At 73.9% G+C, this 20,444-nt stretch carries 21 protein-coding genes and 1 tRNA gene; 10 read left to right on the plus strand and 12 right to left on the minus strand.

The annotated features are described in order from the left end of the window. Positions 1-75: 75 nt before the first annotated feature. From AB0399_RS18700 to AB0399_RS18710, 3 genes are all read right to left on the minus strand, one after another. Positions 76-3,786, minus strand: coding sequence for a hypothetical protein (locus AB0399_RS18700; RefSeq protein WP_366412053.1), 3,711 nt, complete (start codon positions 3,784-3,786; stop codon positions 76-78). A 49-nt stretch (positions 3,787-3,835) separates the two neighbouring features. Beyond that, the gene (locus AB0399_RS18705) at positions 3,836-4,429 is read right to left on the minus strand and encodes a TMEM165/GDT1 family protein (RefSeq protein ID WP_329369800.1); all 594 of its coding nucleotides are present in this window, start codon (positions 4,427-4,429) and stop codon (positions 3,836-3,838) included. A gap of 363 nt (positions 4,430-4,792) precedes the next feature. Next, positions 4,793-5,599, minus strand: a complete 807-nt coding sequence (locus AB0399_RS18710; RefSeq protein ID WP_366412072.1) for an ABC transporter permease — start codon at positions 5,597-5,599, stop codon at positions 4,793-4,795. Positions 5,600-6,043: 444 nt separating this feature from the next. On the opposite strand from AB0399_RS18710, the gene AB0399_RS18715 reads away from it, so the two are divergent. Then, positions 6,044-6,949: a VTT domain-containing protein gene (locus AB0399_RS18715; RefSeq protein ID WP_366412054.1), complete on the plus strand. Its 906-nt coding sequence runs from the start codon at positions 6,044-6,046 to the stop codon at positions 6,947-6,949. A 115-nt stretch (positions 6,950-7,064) separates the two neighbouring features. Here the strand turns inward: AB0399_RS18715 and AB0399_RS18720 are convergent, their stop codons facing one another. Continuing rightward, a complete protein-coding gene (locus tag AB0399_RS18720) occupies positions 7,065-7,250 on the minus strand; it encodes a hypothetical protein (protein ID WP_328463621.1) in 186 nt (61 codons plus the stop codon). 279 nt (positions 7,251-7,529) lie between these two features. Between AB0399_RS18720 and AB0399_RS18725 the strand changes: the two genes are divergently transcribed. After that, positions 7,530-8,948, plus strand: coding sequence for a family 2B encapsulin nanocompartment shell protein (locus tag AB0399_RS18725; RefSeq protein ID WP_329369795.1), 1,419 nt, complete (start codon positions 7,530-7,532; stop codon positions 8,946-8,948). Between the two features lie 164 nt (positions 8,949-9,112). Here AB0399_RS18725 and AB0399_RS18730 read toward each other — a convergent pair whose 3' ends face one another. The 3 genes from AB0399_RS18730 to AB0399_RS18740 all read right to left on the minus strand — a co-directional run bounded on the left by AB0399_RS18730 (position 9,113) and on the right by AB0399_RS18740 (position 11,966). After that, on the minus strand, positions 9,113-9,871 hold the full coding sequence (locus AB0399_RS18730; RefSeq protein ID WP_329369793.1) for a DUF4239 domain-containing protein: 759 nt from the start codon (positions 9,869-9,871) through the stop codon (positions 9,113-9,115). 21 nt (positions 9,872-9,892) lie between these two features. Continuing rightward, a complete protein-coding gene (locus AB0399_RS18735) occupies positions 9,893-10,045 on the minus strand; it encodes a hypothetical protein (protein WP_329369791.1) in 153 nt (50 codons plus the stop codon). 1,375 nt (positions 10,046-11,420) lie between these two features. After that, positions 11,421-11,966 (minus strand): flavoprotein, encoded by a 546-nt coding sequence (locus AB0399_RS18740; RefSeq protein WP_366412055.1) that lies wholly within the window; start codon positions 11,964-11,966, stop codon positions 11,421-11,423. 282 nt (positions 11,967-12,248) lie between these two features. Between AB0399_RS18740 and AB0399_RS18745 the strand changes: the two genes are divergently transcribed. The 3 genes from AB0399_RS18745 (at position 12,249) to AB0399_RS18755 (ending at position 13,470) form a co-directional block, all read left to right on the plus strand. Then, positions 12,249-12,506 (plus strand): DUF6400 family protein, encoded by a 258-nt coding sequence (locus AB0399_RS18745; protein ID WP_329369787.1) that lies wholly within the window; start codon positions 12,249-12,251, stop codon positions 12,504-12,506. Continuing rightward, positions 12,490-12,732 carry a hypothetical protein gene (locus tag AB0399_RS18750; protein ID WP_366412056.1) on the plus strand — a complete coding sequence of 81 codons (243 nt, stop codon included), beginning with the start codon at positions 12,490-12,492 and terminating at the stop codon, positions 12,730-12,732. The genes AB0399_RS18745 and AB0399_RS18750 overlap by 17 nt, the downstream gene beginning before the upstream one ends. Positions 12,733-12,924: 192 nt before the next feature. Further along, positions 12,925-13,470 (plus strand): hypothetical protein, encoded by a 546-nt coding sequence (locus AB0399_RS18755; protein ID WP_366412057.1) that lies wholly within the window; start codon positions 12,925-12,927, stop codon positions 13,468-13,470. 144 nt (positions 13,471-13,614) lie between these two features. Here the strand turns inward: AB0399_RS18755 and cyaB are convergent, their stop codons facing one another. Further along, positions 13,615-14,175: a class IV adenylate cyclase gene (cyaB, locus tag AB0399_RS18760; RefSeq protein WP_366412058.1), complete on the minus strand. Its 561-nt coding sequence runs from the start codon at positions 14,173-14,175 to the stop codon at positions 13,615-13,617. Positions 14,176-14,184: 9 nt separating this feature from the next. After that, a complete protein-coding gene (locus AB0399_RS18765) occupies positions 14,185-15,000 on the minus strand; it encodes a helix-turn-helix domain-containing protein (RefSeq protein WP_329369778.1) in 816 nt (271 codons plus the stop codon). 187 nt (positions 15,001-15,187) lie between these two features. Between AB0399_RS18765 and AB0399_RS18770 the strand changes: the two genes are divergently transcribed. Both AB0399_RS18770 and AB0399_RS18775 read left to right on the plus strand, forming a co-directional pair. Beyond that, positions 15,188-15,484, plus strand: a complete 297-nt coding sequence (locus AB0399_RS18770) for a hypothetical protein (protein WP_366412059.1) — start codon at positions 15,188-15,190, stop codon at positions 15,482-15,484. Between the two features lie 100 nt (positions 15,485-15,584). Then, positions 15,585-15,974, plus strand: coding sequence for a hypothetical protein (locus AB0399_RS18775; RefSeq protein ID WP_366412060.1), 390 nt, complete (start codon positions 15,585-15,587; stop codon positions 15,972-15,974). A 343-nt stretch (positions 15,975-16,317) separates the two neighbouring features. On the opposite strand, the gene AB0399_RS18780 is transcribed toward AB0399_RS18775, so the two are convergent. Continuing rightward, positions 16,318-16,389 (minus strand) — tRNA-Val (locus tag AB0399_RS18780). Between the two features lie 219 nt (positions 16,390-16,608). Between AB0399_RS18780 and AB0399_RS18785 the strand changes: the two genes are divergently transcribed. Continuing rightward, on the plus strand, positions 16,609-17,850 hold the full coding sequence (locus tag AB0399_RS18785) for a hypothetical protein (protein WP_329369772.1): 1,242 nt from the start codon (positions 16,609-16,611) through the stop codon (positions 17,848-17,850). Positions 17,851-18,038: 188 nt separating this feature from the next. Here AB0399_RS18785 and AB0399_RS18790 read toward each other — a convergent pair whose 3' ends face one another. Then, positions 18,039-18,260, minus strand: coding sequence for a zinc ribbon domain-containing protein (locus tag AB0399_RS18790; RefSeq protein ID WP_328463643.1), 222 nt, complete (start codon positions 18,258-18,260; stop codon positions 18,039-18,041). Between the two features lie 97 nt (positions 18,261-18,357). Between AB0399_RS18790 and AB0399_RS18795 the strand changes: the two genes are divergently transcribed. Beyond that, a complete protein-coding gene (locus AB0399_RS18795) occupies positions 18,358-18,960 on the plus strand; it encodes a phosphonate degradation HD-domain oxygenase (RefSeq protein WP_366412061.1) in 603 nt (200 codons plus the stop codon). A gap of 75 nt (positions 18,961-19,035) precedes the next feature. Here the strand turns inward: AB0399_RS18795 and AB0399_RS18800 are convergent, their stop codons facing one another. Next, on the minus strand, positions 19,036-19,695 hold the full coding sequence (locus AB0399_RS18800) for an O-methyltransferase (protein WP_366412062.1): 660 nt from the start codon (positions 19,693-19,695) through the stop codon (positions 19,036-19,038). 66 nt (positions 19,696-19,761) lie between these two features. Here AB0399_RS18800 and AB0399_RS18805 point away from each other — a divergent pair, with 66 nt between their 5' ends. Next, positions 19,762-20,394 carry a nucleoside/nucleotide kinase family protein gene (locus tag AB0399_RS18805; protein WP_366412063.1) on the plus strand — a complete coding sequence of 211 codons (633 nt, stop codon included), beginning with the start codon at positions 19,762-19,764 and terminating at the stop codon, positions 20,392-20,394. Positions 20,395-20,444 lie beyond the last annotated feature (50 nt).

A 20,444-nucleotide genomic window follows, 5' to 3' on the forward strand; every position in this document is an offset into this window, starting at 1 on the left:
ATGAGCTCCCCCCGGAGACGTGGGGCGCAGCCTAACCCGGCCCTCCCGCGCCCCGCGCCGCCCTCCGCGAAGTCTTCACGAGAGGAGCGCGTCCACCGGGGACACGGGCTCCCAGCGCGGATCGCGGCCCGTCAGCCGCGCGGTGACCCGCGCCCAGGCCGCCTCGTCGGAGCCGAGCCGGACCCGGACGAGGCGGGCCAGCGCCGCGAGTGCGGCGGCCGCCTCGGACGGGGCGTCGGTGCGGCGGGCGGCGCTGCCGAGGTAGTCGAGGACGAGGGCCGCAGGGGCGGCCACGTCCAGCAGGTCGGTGGCGGTCAGCAGGCCGGACGTGAGGAGGCCGTCGAGTTGGGTGACGGTCGCGCAGTGGTAGAGGCCGGCCACCCCGTGGCGGGCGCGCGCCCGGGTGAGTGCGGCGCCGTCGGGCAGGCCGGACGGGCCGGGCTCGCGCACCGACCCGGCATAGCGCAGCCGCAGTTCGGGGGGAGCGAGCGACATGCCGATCAACTCCTCCCAGTACGGCAGCGGTTCCTCCTGGTGCGCGGCCTCCAACGCCTGCCAGTCGGCGCCGACCGGGTCCGCCGTCACGGCGCTCGTCGCGGTCCAGCGGTGGGAGGCGCGGCGGAGCTTCTTGACCATCTTGGCCGGGGCGCGTTCCCGGTCGAGCCGGGCGCGGAGCACGGCGGCCGGATCACGGGAGTCCAGCGCCTTGACGCACAGCTTGGTGGCGGCCTGGCCGAGCGGGCCGCGGCCGACCAGCGCGGTGAGGCGGGTCGCGCCGCCGTGTTCGAGGAGGCTCAGGCAGCCGAACACCTGCTGGACGAAGCCGAGTTCGGTGGCGTACCGGACGAGGATCTCCTCGACCAGGTCCGGCTCGGCCGAGCCGAGCCACCGCATGCCCCCGGCCGGCCCCGCCGACGGATCGGCCCGCACCTCGGCGAGCACCAGCGCGGCGACCGGCTCCATGGGCGCGCCCGTGCCCGTAGCCGTAGCGGCGTCCGTACCGGCATCCGTACTGGCATCCGTGCGTGCGGCTCCTGCCGCTGCCTGAGCCGCTGCCGCCGCAGCCGTACGACGCGACGACCGCTCGACGACGCGGCGTACGACGAGGGGATCGCGGGTGTGTCGCAGCAGCGCGAGATCGGTGCCGGGGTCGTCGACGTCGGCCAGCCGCGCGGCCAGGCCGTCTTCGAGCCAACGCTGCTGGGTGGCGAGGACCCGCAGGGCCCGCGGGTCGCGGCCGGCGAGCAGCCGTTCGAAGGCCGGGCGCGGTATGTGGTCGTGGCGCAGCAGGTACGCGGCGAGCAACCACGGTCCGTCGGGGCCGAGTCGGGACAGCACCGCGTCGATCACCTCGGCGTCGGCCAGGCACAGCAGGGTGCCCACCGGCCAGACCCACAGGTGGTCGCCGTGTGCCAGGAGCCCGAGTGCCTCCTCAGGGGTGCCCGGGCGCGCTGTGTGCCGGTCCCAGGACGGCCGGCCCGCCCCGTCCTCCGGCCCGACCTCCGCCTCCGCGCCGGGCCCGGCTCCTGCCCGCGCCCGCGACAGCAGCTCCAGCCAGGTGTCCTCGACGGCCGCCTGCCCCGCCACCGCCGCCAGCCGGAGCCATCCCTCGGGGTCGGCGCCGAGTTCGGAACGCAGGCGCCGGGCAAGGGCGTTGCGCCATCCGACGGGGAAGGCCGACCGCCGCCAGTCGTGCGGGAGGCTCAGCAGGCGGTACGCGGGCAGCCAGCCGAGCAGGTCGTCGGCGGTCAGGATGCCCTGGGTGTAGGCGAGTTCGGTGAGGACCGCGCTGGACCCCCAGGACTCCGGGAGCTTCCCGCGCACCGTCGCGGACGCGGGCGCGGCGTACCAGGAGCCGTGGTCCGGTGGCTCGACCTCCCGCGCCGCGCACGCGCCGGCGAGCCACCCCGGGGTGGCGAGGCCGGGGCTGTCCGCCCAACTGGTGCCCGCCAGGAAGCGCAGGACGCCGACGTCCACGGGATCGGGCGGCGCCGCGTCGGCCGGGGCGAGGGTACGGAGCAGGTCGAGGGCGGACAGCGCGGCCCGCTCGACGGCTCCCCGTGGCTTCAGCGGCGGGTCGTACCGCTCCCCCGCGACCCCCGAACCTCCCGCCGCGAGCGCGTCGTCCCCGGCGGAAGCCTCGGCGGAGGCCCCGGCCGCACCGGACTCCCCGGACTCCTCCGACCCCTGCGGCCCCTCCGCCGCCACGGCCTCCGCCGCCGCCGCGATCAACTCCCTCAGCCCGCCCGGATATTCGGGCAGCAGCCGGTCGAACGCCGCCCACGCCTCGGCCGAGTCGCCGAGATGCGCTTCGGCCGCCGCGCGCAACTCCCCCACCGCGGCACCGGTGAGCAGGCCGCGCCCCTCCAGCGCGCTCAGCGCCGCGAGCGCCCGGACAGCCGGCCGGGCGGCCCGCACCAGCTCGACCGGGTCGAGCAGCCCCGCCGCGACCACCCCCTCCGCCCACAGCTCGGCGCCGTAGTCCAACTCCTCCTCGGCCAGGCGGCGTTCGGGCGGCGAGATGTTCCCGGAGCGCCGACCGCCGGTGCGCCAGGGCTCGTTGAGCACGCTCAGCCTGAACGCGAGCCGCTGCTCGTCGCTCGCCCCCTCGTGCCGGGCCAGCTCCTCGCACGCCTTGGGCATGAACGGGCGCTCCACGTGTGCCTTGTGCAGCGCGTGCAGGTCGTGCGCGTACGGCTCCGCCAGCAGGTCACGCAGCGTGCTGGTGCCGCGGGTGACGGCGAGCAGGCCCGGCAGCCGCCCGGGGTCGTCGTACGGCTCGCCCCGCGCGTACAGCCGGCGCAGGGCGTCGCCCGAACCGTCCTCCTCGGCCAGCGCCGCGGCGACGGCCCCGTGTACGGGCCGGGTCAGGTGGCCGGTGACGGCCGGGTCGTCCAGCAGGCCGCGCAGCGCCTCGGGGCCGCCGCGCGCCCAGACCCGGGCCAGGGCGTACTGCTGGGCCACGCCCCGGGCACCGGCGCCCAACGCCCTTGCCGTCAGCGCCGGATCGCCCGAGCACAGCAGCGGCGCGAGCCAGGTGCGCGGCACATCGGCGCCCGGGTCGGTCAGTTCGGCCCGCAGCGCCTCGTCCATCGGCACCGTGTCGAGCCGGCGGGCGAGCGTACGGCGCAGGGAGTACGTGGCGCGCGGGTTGCGGTAGACCGCCGCCCCGACCGCCGGGTCCCCGACGCCGAGCAGCCGCGCCAGCACCCTCGGGTCGAGCCGGGAGTGCCGGGCCAGCGCCACCCGGGCGCGGGTGCCGCCGTGCTCCGTGACGGCCGCGGTCAGGCCCGGCCCCGGCAACGCCCCACCGGACAGCAGCAGTTCCACCGTACGGTCCGGCAGCGCCGCCAGCGCGACGGCCGCGTGCTCGGGCGCGGCGTGCTCGATCAGGAGCGCGAACGTGTCGTGCACGCTGCGCGGCGCCGGCGCCCGCAAGGCGCCGCCCGACGGGGCCGGCGGCACGGGCGGGGCCTCGTCGGCGAGCAACTCGGGCACGCTGCCGGGGTATTCGGCGAGCGCGTCGTGCACCCGCAGCCACCGCGCGGCGCTGCCGCCCAGCCGCTCCGCCACCAACGCGCGCAGCCCGCCCGCCACTTGCTCGTCCACCCCGCCGGCCGCGGTGATCCGCGCCGCCGCGGTACGCGCCGGCCGCGCGGCCGCCAGCGCCGCCGCCGGGCCCCCGCCCCGCGCCGCGCCCGTTCCCCCGCCGGCCCCCGCTCCCATCGTCAACGCGATCAGTTCGCGCACGACATGGGCCCCCGCACCGCTCTTCGTTCCCGTCACGACCGCCACCCTACGAACGGGGTCCGACAACCGGGGCGGCCCGGGTCGCTCAGAGGAGCGCCGCGCCCGTCGCCGCCTCGTACAGGCTGAGGCCCGCGAGGACGACCATGACCGCGGCCGCGACCTTGGTGATCAGGGACAGCGGCACCCGCTTCATCAGGAGGCGGCCGCCGAAGATCCCGAGGGCGCCGACCGCCCAGAGCCCGAGCACGGCGCCGATGGCAACGGAGACGGGGTTGTCGTAGCGCGCCGCGAGGTTCGCGGTCATGATCTGCGTGAGGTCGCCGAACTCGGCGACGAGGATGAGCATGAAGCCCGCCCCCGACACCTTCCAGAAGCTCTGGCCGGCCGGCTCCTTGACCTCCTCCTCGTCCTCTCCCTTGGACAGCAGCAGCATGGCGGCGCCGCCGAGGAAGAGGAGGCCGACGACGCCCTGCACCCAGCGGTGCGGCAGCAGCGTCAGCAGGCTGCCGGCGGCGATCGCGAGCGCGACATGGACGACGAAGGCGGCGGCGACGCCGACGAAGACGTAGGACGGGCGGTAGCGGGTCCCGAGCATGAGACTGGCGAGCGCGGTCTTGTCGGGGAGTTCGGCCAGGAAGATCACGCCGAAGACGACGGCGATGACGCTGATGCTGAGCACGGAAGCTTTTCCTCGATCGGTCGGGGCGGCCGCACCGAGAGGACCATGGGCTTTCCAGGGGTCGCTTCGGCACGGCAGCGTCAGGACACTGCGGCCGAAGGTCTCGCTGGCGGGCACGCGCGGTGCACCGCCTCCGGGCGCCGGCCCGGCACGTCCGCGCACCTCGCGATGCGGAACGGCCCGGCAGTATGTCGACGGTCCGGCGAAGAGCTACTCCCCTTCTGCTGCCCTCATCGTACGGCATCCCGCCCCCGGCCCGGCCGGGGGCGACCGCGCACGGTCACGCTCCCGAGCGGCGCGCTCGCCTACGGTAACGGGCCCGCGAGGGCGCGACACCGCACGACCCGCCATCCCGCCGTAGGCTCACGCCTTCCGCCCCCGCACGACCTCGGCCCACGAGCGTCTGTGCGGCGGCTCACCATGCCGGGGCCGGGTGATCCGGCCGCGCGCGACCAGTTCCAGCACCACCGCCACGGACACCGCCTGCACCGCCATCAACGCGATCAGGACGAAGAACTGCACCGCGCCGGCCGACACCGGGCTCGCCCCGCCCAGCAGCATGCCGACGAACGCCCCCGGCAGCGTCACCAGGCCCACCGTCCTGGTCTGGTCGAGCCCCGGGATCAGCGCGCCCGAGGCCGCCGGCCGGGCGATCTCCATCCGCGCGTCCCGGTCGCTGAGGCCGATCGCCATCGCCGCCTCCACCTCGCCGGCCCGCCCGGACAGCTCCTCCAGCGCCCGCCGCCCGCCCAGCACGGTGGCCGTCAGCCCGCCGCCGATGAGGATGCCCGCCACCGGGATCAGCGCGATGCCGTCGATCGGCACCAGCCCGCTGAGCACCAGCACGGCCACCACGGGCAGCGCGCCGGCGCCCACCGGCACCGCGGCCCAGCGCCAGGTACGGTCGGTGGTGACGCGCCGCCCCGCCGTTCGCGAGGCGACCGCGTACATCAGCAGCACGAAGGCGAGCAGCGCGGCCTGGTGCTTGACCACCCACCCGATCAGCGCGGACACCGCGGCGAGCTGCACCGCGGCCCGGACGCCGGCCAGCACGATGCCGTGCGCGTAGTTCTCCCGCACATCGGCCAGCCGCGCGTAAGCAGCGATGCCCGCCGCCGCCACCAGCAGCACCGCGAGCACGATCCCGAGCGTCCGGTTCACCGGCAGCAGCGACGAGGACGACGAAGACGCCAGGAAAGAAGCGGGTGATCCGAGCGAAGAGGGCAAAGGGATCGAAGGGAACGAAGGGAGCGAGACGGCCGGGAAACCGCCGGACTCGGGCAGAAGAACGGCGCCGGCCGCTGTCACGGGACTGGACCACCTCACACTTGGCGTGCGGTTTCGTCGCCGACTCCGCAGAATCTGCGCCGAACCGTTTCCGCGAGAGTATTCCCGCCGTAATAACGCCGTGATTGTCTATTACGTCACGTGCCCTCGACGGAACCGCGGTCCACTACTGGCGTACGCTGTACGGCTGACGGCGGATGAAGATCCGCCGCTCGTTGACGCGACACCGGAAGCAGGTCTCCGGGGCACTTCGCAGACGGGCTCGCAGGACCAAGGCACCAGACCAAGGCACGACACGGGCACGACGGCGAAGGGCGAGGAGGCGTAGTGCTGCATCACCTGGGCTCCCTCTTCGAGTGGCCGTGGATCTACGTTCTCGTGGCGCTCTCCGTGCTGCTGGACGTGTTCGTCCCGGTCCTGCCCAGCGGCGTCCTGGTGATCAGCGCGGCCACCGCCGGCTCGACCGGCGCCAGGGACGGCATCCTCGACATCCTCGTGCTGCTGGTGTGCGCGGCGACCGCGTCCTGCGCGGGCGATCTGCTCGCATACCGGCTCGCCTGGCGCGGCGGGGCGTGGTTCGACCGGCGCATCGCGAACTCGCGACGGCTCGCCGCCGCCCATGAACGGCTCGGACAGGTGCTCAACAGCGGTGGCGGCGCCCTGGTGGTGCTGGCCCGCTTCGCGCCCGCCGGCCGCAGCGTCGTCAGTCTCGGCGCCGGAGCGGCCCGCCGCCGCCCGCGCGACTTCCTGCCCTGGTCGGCGCTGGCCGGGGTCTGCTGGGCCACCTACAGCGTCGGTCTCGGCTGGATCGGCGGCCGGTGGCTGGGCGCGAGCTGGTTCGGCACCCTGATGTCGTTCATCGCACTGCTGGGCGCCGGGGCCTTCGCCGCGCTGATCTTCCGCCGCGAGCGGCGGATAGCGATCGAGGCGGCCGAGTTCGCCGCCGCGCCGCTCACCGCGGGTACGTCGGCGACGGCCCCCGTCGTGACACCTGACGCGACACCTGCCGTGACACCCCTCGCGACGCCCCTCGTGGCCCCTGTCACAGCGGCCTCCGCGGCGGCGCCGCTCTCGACACCGATCGCCCCGCTGATTCCGCCGCTGGTTCCCCCGCTCATCCCGCCGCGGCCGGCCTTCTCCCCCTCGCTCTCCTCTTCGCTCGCCGGCAACCCGCTCGGCATCCCGCCGCAGACCACGCCGCCGGTGGGCGGCGCGGTGGTGGAGGCGCGCTGACGCGCTGAGCGCCCGGCGCCGCACTGCCCGCGCGCGGCGCCGAGCGCCTCCGCGCCGGCCTGCGGCCCCTACGGCCACCCCGGTCCGCCTCGTCCCCGCCACCGGCCGCCGCCGGTCAGCGACGACGCCGTCTGGACGACGGGTAGCTCCACCCGGAGCCGACCCCGGCCAGGTGCAGCGCGACGCAGAACGCACCGGCCAGCAGCAGGCTGAATGGCGTGAAACCGGCGTCCGTTCCGGTGCTGGTCGCGTTGACGATGTACCCGATGGCGAAGATGACGGCGCCCACGGCAGCAAGCATGTGAAGCCTCCTTGAAGCGGTCGGCGCCGGAGTAGGCGCCCCGAGCGCCCGGTCGGCGCCCTCAGACCCTCGCCTTCCCCCCAACCCCCATGCGACGCACATCAGTTCGCACCCCAGGGACGGATGCCCACGGAGCCGCACGGAACCGGACGGATCACCCCGGCCGGAGCCCCGCTTTCCAGAATTTCGGAAAGTATTCTCACTCGATCCGGCAATAGTCAGCACTCTGCGTACTGGAAAGAATTGGGCCGTATCAGCTCCTTACGGGAAGGACAGTCCATGTCGGTTGATGCGGGTCAGGACACCGCACAAGGCAATCCGCAGGACGCTCACGCGCGGACCAGTCTCGACACTGCCGCCGCGCGGAATCTGGCGACCACCACGAAGTCCACCCCGCAGATGCAGGGCATCTCGTCCCGCTGGCTGCTCAAGGTGCTGCCGTGGGTGCAGGTCAACGCGGGCACGTACCGGGTCAACCGCCGGTTGAGCTACGCGGTGGGCGACGGCCGGGTGACCTTCGTGAAGACCGGCTCCGAGGTCCGGGTCATCCCGCAGGAACTGGGCGAGATCGCCGCGCTGCGGTCGTTCGACGACGTGGCGGCACTCACCGCGCTGGCGGATCGTTTCGTCCAACGGGAGTACGCGGCGGGTGACGTGCTGGCCGAGGCCGGCCGCCCGGCGGACACCGTCTTCCTGATCGCCCACGGCAAGGTCGAGAAGATCGGCGAGGGGTCGTACGGCGAGCCCACCCAGCTCGGCTCGCTCGCCGACGGCGCCTACTTCGGCGAGCAGGCGCTGCTGGGCGAGGACACCTGGCAGTACACCTCCAAGGCCGCCACCGCGACCACGGTGCTGGAACTGCCGCGGCAGTCGCTGCTGTCGCTGCTGGATGCCGCCCCACCGCTGCGCGAACACCTCGACGCGTTCCGGGCGATCCCGACCCAGCGCACCAACAAGCGCGGTGAGGCCGCGATCGAGCTGGCCTCGGGCCACAAGGGCGAGGCCGCGCTGCCGGCCACCTACGTGGACTACGAAGTCAAGCCGCGCGAGTACGAGTTGAGCGTCGCCCAGACCGTGCTGCGGGTGCACAGCCGGGTGGCCGACCTCTACAACGAACCGATGAACCAGACCGAGCAGCAACTCAAGCTCACCGTCGAGGCGTTGCGGGAGCGCCAGGAACACGAGCTGATCAACAACCCCGAGTTCGGCCTGCTCAACAACGCGGACTACGACCAGCGCATCCAGCCGCACGCCGGGCCGCCGCTGCCCGACGACCTGGACGAGCTGATCAGCCGCCGCCGCAACACCCGCTACCTGCTCGCCCACCCGCGCACCATCGCCGCGTTCGGCCGCGAGTGCACCCGCGCGGGCATCTACCCGGACCCCGTGGAGGTGAACGGCTCCACCGTCCCCGGCTGGCGCGGCGTGCCCATCCTGAGCTGCAACAAGATCCCGGTCACCGAGGCCAGGACCAGCTCGATCATCGCCATCCGTACCGGCGAGGACAACCAGGGCGTCATCGGTCTCAACCAGACCGGCCTGCCCGACGAGTACGAACCGGGGCTCAACGTCCGCTTCATGGGCGTCGACGAGAAGGCGATCATCAGCTACCTGGTGACGACGTACTTCTCCGCCGCCGTGCTGGTGCCCGACGCGCTCGGCGTGCTGGAGAACGTCAACGTGTCCAACTGGCGCTGAGCCGTGCGGCGGAGCTGCCGCGGGGCCGTAGCGGCCACGGCGCGCAGCAGCCGCGGGACCTAGCAACCGCATGACAGCCGTACCGAGAAGGGCGGTTCCCCCACCGGGCCTGGTGGGGGAACCGCCCTCTTTCACGTCTCACGGCTCGGCGGTCGCGCCGCCGCTCACTGCCGGAGCACGATCTCCCGGAAGACGCTCGCGCTCACCGACAGGCCGTCGCCGAACGGCGCGTCCAGGTCCCAGATCAGGAAGAGCAGGAACGCGATGAGCGCGCTGAACAGTCCGGCGAGGAGCAACTCCCTTCCGGAGCGCCGGATCTGCAACGTGAAGATCAGCCCGACCGTGACCAGCGCCCCGGTGATCAGGCCGAACCACACCATCCCCGGCATCGTGGCCCCGAGACTCTGCCCCCGGTTCGTCCTGGCCTGGTCCACGGCCGTGACCTGGTCCAGCAGCGGCTGGTACGCCTGCTGGCCGAGGTCGCTCTTCGGGTCGTACTGCGTGACGTCGGTACGCACCTTGTCCAGCAACTGCGTGGCCCTGGGCGACAGTTCGTCGTGGTTCCGCATGTACGGCCATTCCTTGTCGGCGACATAGGAGGCGTACGCGTCCACGTCCGCGCGCACCTGGTCCCGTACACCGGCCGGGTAGACCTGCACCCGGGCCTTGATCTCGTGCAGGGCCTGCGCCTCGGCGAGCACGTCCGCCTGGGCGCTGCCGCGGCCCTCCCACACGCCCGCGATGGCCAGACCGAGCACGATCGCGTAGACCACGCCGATCATCATGACCATGTACTCGATGACGTCCGGGGTCTCGGACGGGTCGTCGTCGTCGGTGATCCTGCGCTGCCTGAGCACCACGACACTGATCACCACGGCACACACCGCGGCCATCGCGATGACCAGCACCAACCACTGTGACATGGGTGAACTCCCCCTCTTTCGCTAGCGGTTCCTGCGGTAGGTGTTGGAGCCCGGCCGCAGTACGGCCACGGCGAGCAGGGCGGGCACGGTGGTGAGCAGCATCGTCTCCATCACGGTGCGGGTGTGCCGCGTCGGCTTGCGCACGGCCTTGGGCGCGGGGGTCGGCCAGGCCACGGGTTGCGGCGGCGCGGCGGCGGGGCTCGGGGTGGCCTTGGGAGTGGGGGTGGGGGTCGGACGCGGGGTGGGGCTGGGTGGCGGGGGCGGTGGAGAAGCGGGCGGCGGTGCCACGGCCGCGCGGTGGGTGGGGGCCGGGGTCGGAGTGGGGGTCGGGGTCGGTTTCGGCTTCGGGGTGGGCGTGGGTGTGGGGGTGGGGGTCGACGGTGGCGGGGTCGTGGGTGGCGGGGTCGTGGGTGGCGGAGGTGGCGGCGGGGGCGGCTTCGGGTGGCAGGACGCCGGGGGGCGCGGGTGCCACAGCCAGCCCGACGGGAAGGTCCACGTGCCGGACCAGCCCCCGGTCCAGCTCCAGGTCCACGCCCAAGGCCAGTACCAGGGACCGCACTTCAGCGGCCAGGGCGAGCCCGGGAACGGGCTCGGGTGCCGATGCGTCCGCGGCCGGCCGGCGTGGTGCGCGCCGAGCTCCCAGAACGGGGGCCGTACGTGGGCCGGTTGCCGCGGGTACGGCGGCTGGTCGGTCCGGTCGGGCACGACCTCGGGTGTGCCGACCGTCGGAACCGGGGTGGGCGGCGCGCTGGTCGCCGCGGGAGCCGGGGAACGGGCAGGGACCTTGCTGGGGACGGGAGTTGGGGTGGAGGTAGGTGCCGGCGTACGGTTCGGCGTCGGTGCCGATGTCGGCGTAGGGCTCGGCACGCGGGTCGGCGTACGGCTCGGCGTCGGGTCAGGTTCCGCCGACGGGTTCGGGCCGTCCGGTGTCGCCCGCGAAGGCGCGGTGGCCCCTGGGCCGGACCGGTCGGGGTGGTGCGGCCGGTCCGGGCGGTCCTGGGGCGCCGCCGGTGCGTGGTTCGCGTGTGCTGGGTGCGGCGCGTACGCCGCTGGGCCCGAGTGCCGGGAGGACGCCGGGCCGGGCGGCCCTGACCGTTCTCGCGCGGCGCCCGGGCGGGCTGGTGGACGGGAGGTCGTACAGGCGCGGGCCGCGCGTATGCCGTCGGGGCAGCCGGGTCCGGGGGTCGCGGCCGCCACGCCGCTCAGACCCCATGAACCCGCTGCCATCACCACGGCGAGCGCCGCCCACATCCGGGCGAGCCTCCCCCATGAAGTGCTCACCCCTCCATGCTTCGCAGCACCACCGCGCACACCCGCGCGAACCCCCTTCGTTCACCCGAAAGGGTCAGCAAACCCCTAAACGTGTCGGCGTGTCGCCCAACGCCCTTTCATCGGGGGGCCGTTACGAGGGTGGGGCCGGGCACGGTGGGGAGCGGGTGCGTACGCCGGCGCCGCCCGCCGGTTCCGGGCGTCGCTCGACCGTTGCCGGCCCGGCCACCCGCCGCCCGGCCACCCGCTCCCGGCACCGCTCAGCGCGGGGCTCGTCCGGTCACCGTACGTCGCCCGCCGCGCCCAGCTCCTCCAGCAGCAGGTGCCACGGGTAGCCCACCGGGTCGTCGCCCTCCGGCGGGCCCGGCTCGAAGCCGCCCGGGCCGTGCAGCACCCGCACCCCGGCCAGCCGCAGCTCCCCCACCGACCGCTCGAACGCGGGATGCCGGGCGTACGCCGCGTTCAGGCACGGCATCGCGATCAGCGGGGTGCCCTTGCCGATCGCCTCCGCGGCCACCCCGACCACGAACTTGTCGGTGATCCCGGCCGCCCACGCGTTGATCGTCGTGAAGGTCGCCGGGGCCACCACGACCACGTCGGCCGGCGGCCAGACGTCCGGCTGCCCGGGCAACTTGTACTCCCAGCGCACCGGGTGCCCGGTCAGCACCGCGAGGCCGTCCAGCGAGTCCCCCAACCACCGCGCCGCGGTGGGCGTCAGCCCGAGGCACACGTCCCACCCGGCCCGCTGCGCGGACTCGATCACCCGCGCCACGTCGAACACCGGAGGCGCGGCGGAAGCGAACAGGTACAGGGTTCGAGTGATCATGATCCCCACTCAACCGCCCCACCCTTCACTCCGCAACCACGCCCTCCGCCCGCGCGGAAGCCGTCATGAAATACGTCACACCGTCGCAAGCAGGGCATACCCGGCGGCCGGGGCTCGGGCACGGCAACAGCCCCCGCCCGGCGACCGATCCGGGCGCGGCCGGCGCGGGGCCGAGGGAAGCCCCGCTCCGGACGGCCCCCGGGCCACCCCGGAGCCCCTTCCCCACCTCGCGGGCGCCTGGTACAGATGGTGAGGTTACCCCCGTACACCGGAAGTCTCGCCATGAACCAGGACAACACCACCGGCCTCATACCCTTCGCGATCGACCTGACCTTCGAGGAAGCCCGCCGCCGGGCCGAGGTCGTGGCCGCGCTCGGTCCGGACTGGGACCCGATGGCCGTCCTGCGGGGCGAGGACGAGGCGTACGCCCTCCTCTACTCGGACCTGGACGCCGACCAGCAGCGCACCTACGACCTGCTGGTGGCGGCCGGCGTCCTGCCGGGGACAGGGGAGGAGCCGGGTCGTGCGGCTGCCCATTGACCCGCACGCGGACATCGCCCGCCGCGCCTGGGTGGCCTGCCCCGTCTGCGACGACGCCCGCCACTGCGCGACCTGCGCGGCCCGCCGCAACTGCGGCGAGCACTGGCGCTACCTGCTCGCCAACAAGGGCCCGGTCATCCACCTCCAGTGCCCGCGCTGCACCCACATCTGGTCCGTGAACACCCGCCCCGGCACCACCCGCCCCACCGACGACACCCCGTTCTGACCCCCGCCCGCGGAAGAACCCTCACGGGGCGAGCCGGTACGGGGCGAGCCGGGCGGCCGTCGACCCGACGCCAGGGGGACCGGGCCGGACCGGTGGCGCGGCGGCGCGGAGGTGTGCCGCGGCGAATGTGGGTAGGGTTCCCGGGCCGCGGGGACGAGGGTGCGGCAGCGCGGATTCGGCCGGGGAGAGACTGTGGCGCTCTGGGATCAACTGCCCGCTCTGATAGGCGTCGTGATCGGTTCGCTCGGCTCGTACGCCGTGCAGACCTCGACCGAGCGCCGACGGTGGAGGCGGCAGCGGGAGGAGCGTTGGGACGAGAAGCGCTTCGAGACGTACGGCCGTTACGCCAACGTGCTCAAGGCGCAGTTGCGCGTCGCCCAGCGCATAGGCGCCGCCCTCGGATTCGCCGACGTGGCCGACCCGTTGCAGCCCGCCGACGGCCTCCCGCTCCTCGCCGACGCCGAGTCCCGCCGCGCGACGGAATGGGAGTCCGTCCTGCTGGTCGGTGACGCGGCGACCATCGCGGCGGCGCGGCGCTGGCACGAGACGATCTGGACCATCGAACTCCTCGTACGGGAGGGGCCGGCGGACCCCGCGATGTGGACCAGGGCCCACGCCCTGGCGAGCGCGGCACGCGATGCCTTCTACGCGAGCGCCCGACGCGACCTCGGCATCGCGGGAGACCCCCCGCCCTCGGGTTCATGGCCCCGGCAATGGCGAGCCGAACTCACCGGCTGAGCGCGGACCGGCTGCGGCACGTCGCCGAGGGGCGCTCCGCGGCTCGAACGCGGACGGTACGGCGCCGACACGCACCGCGCGGCGCACACCCGCACCGCACCCGACGCCAATGGACCGGCCTCCGTCAACAGCGCGACGGGGGCCTCAGTCTTTCCGGCTGGCGGCCACCGCGTCTGTGTACTGCTCGGTGGTCAAGTCGCCGTCCTCGATGCCCAACTCGACGAGGACCGCGCGTACATCGTCGAGCGCGGCGTCGACCTGGTCGTCCGGGACGATCGTCTCCAACTCGATCCAGTGCTGCCCGTCTACCTCCGGCACCTGCACGAGGGTGGCGAGCATCGAGCGGCCGTGCGCCTCAATCGAGTAATTCCGGCAGCGCTTCTCGAACTCGATCACGGGCGTGTACCCGAGGCCGCGCACGATCTCGTGCACCGCACTGGCGTCCGTGACGGCGGTCTCGGACTCCGGCTTGGAGCCGCTGGCGTCATCGACCCGGGCGCCCTTGTAAGTGAGGACCGTGCGGGTGCTGTCCGGGCCGTGGACGGTGCGTACCCGCAACTCGCGGTCCCCGCCGGTCAGCTCGCGGTCGGGGGTGTCGTAGTAGGTGTCGTGGTAGACCTCGGCGCGGCCGACCGCACGCTTCTCCAGCTCTGCGTGCACGTGCTCAGGATCGCGGACCCGCGCCTTCAGCTCTGCCTCGATCAACTGCCCCTCCTAGATGGTCCGCTCGGCATCGGCGGCGAGCGCGTCCAGCATCCTGCGGAAGCCGCCGTAGAGCGGGCCCGACGGCGTGTGCATCACCTTGTACACCGCAGACTCATGCCCCTCCCAGCCCGCGGTGAACGCGCTGACGTACATGGTGGTGTCCAGCCGGATGATCCGCCATGTGGGTAGCGAGCGGTACCGGTAGACCGCGAGTTGACGACCCGTGGCCAGCTCGCGCAGTCGAGCCTCGGCCAGACGGATACCCCCCGCCAGGGACTCGGCAGACTCACCGATCTCGGCCGCCCTGCCGGCGACCGCGGGCGCGTCCGGATCGAGCAGCAGCACCCGGACCCGTGGCGGCTCCCGGCGGGCGAGGCCGGGCCGAAGCAGGCTGTCGTTGAGAGCCAAGAGCCCGAGGCCACGCACCGCCAGGACGTCGATTTCCGCCGCGGTGGTGGCGTGCCGCTGGATCTCCTCGGCGGCCGCGGCCTGGGCCGAGTAGACCCTGACGACCTCGGGGAAGGCTGCGAGGTCGAACGCGGCGCCGCTGGCGCGCTGTTCGCGGGAGGGGGCGAGACCGAGCAGCCGGCGGGCGTCGTCCGGCATGCCGAGGCCGTCGGCGACGCGCTCGTACACGTCGAGCCGCGAGATCTCCCGGCGGCCGTTGATCACCTCGTTCACCCGGCCCTGCGTCATGTCGACGGCGGCCGCAATCCGGGCCTGACTTGCGCCGGCGTGCTGCTGGACCGCACGGAAGATGGCGGCCATGTCTCGGCCGCGCAGCGCCTCGCGCACGTCGGCGCGCTGCCAGGCCCAATCAGGCATTGCTACCTGGGTGTTCGCTGCTGTGGCCACCTCGGCTCCGCACGGTTCACGGCGGGATCGGAATGTATCCCACGGTGAGATTACCGCTCGGGTATCGAATCGCGACGCACGGTCACGGAACCTTGCAGCAGCAAGCCCCGCGCCGCGCCACGGTCCGGGGTGCGGCCACGCCAGCAAGGGGCGCAGCATGCGGCAGTCCACGGTTCGGCGGTCCGCCGTCGGACGTCTGCTCGATGGGGAGCTGCGTATCCCGCGGGTGCGGTCACTGGAAGCGGCGTGCGCCGAACTGGCCGCGCGTCCGCTCGACGTCACGCTCGCCGAGATCCGCCAGGCCCTCGAACGGCAGGTCGGTGGCGAGGGCAGGCGGCGCCTGCACGTGCTCGTCAGCACCCTGTACCACCGCGCCGGCGCCTCACTGGACCTCACGATCGCGCTGCGCACCGAGATCGAGGCGGCACCGGCCGCCCCACCCACCGAGGAGTGATCACCATGTCCTGTGGCGTTCCCGGCTGCCGTAAGGGCGGCTGCACCACCGACCCCAAACCCACGCCCCCATCCACCCGCAACCCGACCGAGTCCTGACGATGTCGGCCGCCCCCGCGGGATTCCACCACGCCCACCCGCCGATCGTGTGCTGCTCGACGACACTGCTGCCGCTGAGCACGCTCGCCGCCGCCATGCGGATGACCGCAGACTCCAGCGCCGTCGACAAGGCCGTGCAGTGCTGCCTCCCCCACAAGACCGGCACCCACTACGGACTCGTCGCCGAGATCGACCCGACGCACGCCGTGTGGGCCGTGTGGGGACGGGACGGCAGCCCGCACCTCCGAGTCCTCGCCGACTGCCCCGAGACCAGCCCGGACCGGATGGACGGCTGCGCCCTGTACGCCCGACACCGCGGCCCCCACACCTGGCACACGAGCAGCACCAACCGCACCCCGCCCCGCTCCGTCATGACCGTCCCGCCCCGATAGCTGCCGCGGTTGGTCCCGCGGCACGGCCGCCCGACGTCAAACGGGCGACCACCGGCCCCGGCGCACACGCCGACCCCTGCCGCGCCGGGGCCACCCACCACCAGCCACACCCGAGGACCGGCCTTCGTCTCCGTGGGCGACGGGGGCCGAGTCGTGCCCGAGACGGGCGCGCCGACCTGCGGAGTGGCCATGATCACTTGGGAGACATCCGGAAGACGTCCAGGGAGAAGCACATTCCAGAAGAGGGGTTGTGGGTTCCAGCAGAATCCGGGAAAAGCGAAGGGCCACGTCGGGGGCAACGCCCTGACCTGGCCCTTCGTCACATTCCGGGTGATGCACGGGGTGGGCGTGGACGGTTTCGAACCGCCGACATCCGCCTTGTAAGGGCGGCGCTCTACCACTGAGCTACACGCCCCCGGGGTTTGCGACGTCACAGGTTACCCCGGGGTGGGGCGTGCTCGGCAAGCGCGGCGGGCCGGGCGGCGGGGCGGGGCGGGCCCGGCGGCGGGGCTCGGCCTGGAGCCGGCGGGGCCGGAGCGCGGGCGCGGGGAAAGGGGGCCGTGTGTTCGGGCCGGGTGGGTGGGAGGATGGGGCGGACGACAGTGAGCAGCGAGCGCGGGGAGAGAGTGTCACTGTGACGACGGCACGTTCGTGGTGGCGGCGCGGCGACGACCTGCGTGCGGAGGCCCAGGCGGCGAAGGACGCCGCGGCCCAGGCGTTCTACGACCTGGACACGGCCCAGCGGGACCTGGAGATCTCGATAGAGACGATCTCCGCGGTGGACGACACCCCGCAGGCCAGGCGGGCGCTGGACGGTTTCCGGGCACTCGGCGAGAAGATCGACCGGGTCAGCGGCGCCTACATCGCGACCGTCGACGCCCACGACATCGACCGGGACGACCTGGACCACGCGGCGGCCTCGCGGGCCGTGACCGAGCTGACCCGGGCGAAGGACGACCTGACCAACGCGAAGACCGAGCTGGAGCGGTACCAGGCCGGCCTCGCCCCGCTGCTGGGCAAGGCCGAGACGCAGCTCGCCCAGCTGGCGCCGGCCCGGGAGCGGGCCAAGCAGTCGCTGCTCGCGGCGAGCCAGGCGCTGGACGCGGTGCGCGCGGCGGGGCTGAAGGCCGACGCGCTGGCGGCCCGGCTCGCCTCGCTCGGCCCGGAGCTCACAAAACTCAACGAGGGCGCGAGCAAGCACGGCGTACGGGAGACGGTCCGGCGGGCCGACGAGATGCGGCGCACCGCGGAGGCAGTCAGGGCCGAGGCCGAGCGGCTGCCCGAGCAGGCGAAGGAGATCGACAAGCGGCTGGTGTCGCTGCGTACCCGGGTGCAGGCACTCGGCACCCGGGCGGAGGGGGTGGCCCCCGTGCTCAGCGAGTTGCGGCGCCGTTTCTCCGCCGCCTGCTGGCAGGACCTGCAGGCGGTGCCGGATCAGGCCGCGCAGGCGGTCCGGCTCGCCGAGCAGGCACTCGCCGAGGCCCGGGTGGCTCGTACGGAGCAGCGCTGGGCCGACGCCACCTCGCGGCTGGCGACCGTACGTACGCAGATGGACGACGTGGACGGCGCCGTGGCCGCCGCAGGGGATCGGCTGCGCCGGCTCAACGAGGTCAGCAAGGACCCGACCGGCGAGGTGGAGAAGACGCGGTTCGCGATTCGTGACGCGCAGCGGCTGGCGATGCAGGGGCGGAGTACGCCCGAGCCCCGGCACGCGCGACCGCTCGACGAGGCGGTGGCCCGGCTCGACCGCGCCGTGGGCGCGCTGGAGGGGCGGCACCCCGATTACTGGGCGTTCCTCACGGAGACCGCGGCGGTGCGCGACACGGTGAACCGGGTGGTGTCCAATATTCGGGAGGACCGCGCGGCGGGGCGTTGACGGACCCCCCGACTCGGGTCGGGCCGCCGTCCCGGGACCACCCGCCGGGGTGGGCCGATCGCGCCGTTCCTGCCCAGGGCTCCGCCTGGGTGGGGGTGCCCCCGGCGGAGCCGGGGAGAGTCCCCCACGCGTCCCTGAGCAAGTGCGGGCACTCCCCCGGGCACCCCGGGCGCCCCAGAGGGACGGGGTCAGCCGCAGCAGCCGCCTCCGCAGCAGCCTCCTCCGCCGGAACCCCCGGAGGGCCCTGCCGGGGAAGGGGAGGACGAAGAGGCGACGGAGACGGTGGAGAGGAGCTTGACCGTGTCGGCGTGGCCGCGGGGGCAGGGCGCGGGGGCGTCGGACTGGGACATGGGGCGGCGCATCTCGAAGGTGAAGCCGCACGCCTTGCAGCGGTACTCGTAACGGGGCATGCCCTCAGGGTAGCCGGAGCCGTGGGCGGGGTCGGCGTTCATCCACAGGTAACCCGGGTGACGCCGAAGGACCGCCCGGGTGTGGCATCTTCCGGCCATGGACACCGCCCCCCTCGACGCGCTGGAAGCGCTCTTCCTCGGCGCCGGCGCCGACCAGTACCTCGGCGAGGACGTCACCCAGGCCCAGCACATGCTGCAAGCGGCGGCACTCGCCGAGGCCGACGGCGCCCGGCCCGCGCTGGTGGCCGCGGCGCTGCTGCACGACATCGGCCACTTCCACGGCACCGTGAGCGGCGAGGAGTGGCTGGAAGGCACCGACAACCGGCACAGCCACACGGGTGCGGACCGGCTCGCCGCGTGGTTCGGCCCGGACGTCACGGAGCCGGTACGGCTGCACGTGGCCGCCAAGCGGTATCTGTGCCGCGCCGAACCCGGCTACCACGACAAGCTCTCCGCCGAGTCGGTGCGGACCCTGGCGCTGCAGGGCGGCCCCATGACGGTCGCGCAGGCGCGGGCGTACGAAGCCGAGCCGTACGCCCGCGACGCGGTGACGCTGCGCCGCTGGGACGAGCGGGCGAAGGACCCGGCCGCGCAGGTGCCGCCCTTCGCCCACTACCGCCCGCTGCTGGCGGCCCTGCTCAGGCCCGAGACGCCCGAGACGCCCGAGACACCCGCGATGCCCGAGACGCCCGCCTCGTAAGCCCGCGCGCCGGGCCGCCGCCATCCGCCATCCGCCGCCCGCCCCGCCCCACCCCGCTCCGCTACCCCCGCCACCTCACCGCTTGCGGGCCAGCGTCGTGCCGTCCGCGACCGTCAGCAGCACGTCGTCGACCCGGTCGTCGGCCCGCACCCGGTCGTTGAACTCCCGGATCGCCGCGGCCCCGCCGCCCCTGCCCAGGTCGGTGACCTCGCCGTGGAAGAGGGTGTTGTCGACCACGAGGAGGCCGCCGGGGTTCATCCGCGGCACCAGTTCCTCCCAGTAGTCGACGTAGGAGCCCTTGTCGGCGTCGAGGAAGACCAGGTCGATCCACGGGCCGTCCGGCAGCGCCCGCAGCGTCTCGATCGCGGGGGCGATCCGCAGGTCGATCCGGTCCGCGACGCCCGCCTCCGCCCAGGCCGCACGCCCCACCGAGGTCCACTCCTCGGAGACGTCGCAGGCGATGACCCGGCCGTCCTCCGGCAGCGCCGCCGCCATCGACAGCGTCGAGAAGCCGGTGAACGTGCCGACCTCCACGATCCGGCGGGCCCCGGTGAGCCGGACCAGGAACTCCAGCAGCGGGCCCTGCTCCTGCGCCGTCTGGAGCCCCGCGGAATCCGCGAACCGACGGTGCGTGGTGTCCACCAGCGCGCGCTGGGCCGGGCTCAGCGGCGGGTTGTGCGCGAGGACGTACGCGTACAACTCCGGGGTGAGCGGGGGGTTCTTCGTCTCGTACAACGTCTTCTCCCGTGAACGGTGTCTGGCTCGGGCCCACCCCGGGGCCCGTCGCCCTAGGCTGTCCGGATGCTCGTCGATGACGTGATCGCCTTGGTACCCAGCATCCCAGGCCGCCGAGCCCTGCTCGGGTTGGCGGGCGCGCCGGCCGCCGGGAAGTCGACGCTCGCGCAGCGACTGGTCGGCGGCGTCAACGGCCGGCTCGGCGCGGACACGGCGGCGTACGTGCCGATGGACGGATTCCACCTGTCCAACGCCCAGTTGGACCGGCTGGGGCTGCGCGGGCGCAAGGGCGCGCCCGAGACGTTCGACGTCGACGGGTACGTGCACCTGCTGCGCCGGCTGCGGGCGATCCGTGAACGGCCGGTCTACGCGCCCGGGTTCGACCGGCGGCTCGACGAGCCGGTGGCCGCCGCCCTGGTCGTCCCCGCCACCGCGCGGCTCGTCGTCACCGAGGGGAACTACCTGGCCGACGACGGGGCCGGCTGGTCGGAGGTCCGCGACCTCCTCGACGAACTCTGGTACGTCGACACGCCCCGGCGGCTGCGCGAACGCCGGCTGCTGCACCGGCACGTAGGGGGCGGGCGCTCCCAGGACGAGGCGATCGCCTTCATCGCCGACAGCGAGCGGCCCAACGCCCGACGGGCCGAGTCCGGCCGCGCCCACTGCTCCCGCGTCATCAGCGCGGAACGGGGTGCCTGACCCCGACCCCGTTCCGGCGGCACCCGACCGGCTCCCGCGATGCCCGCCCG

It is taken from the genome of Streptomyces sp. NPDC088194 (genome assembly GCF_040702025.1).
GTDB lineage: Bacteria > Actinomycetota > Actinomycetes > Streptomycetales > Streptomycetaceae > Actinacidiphila.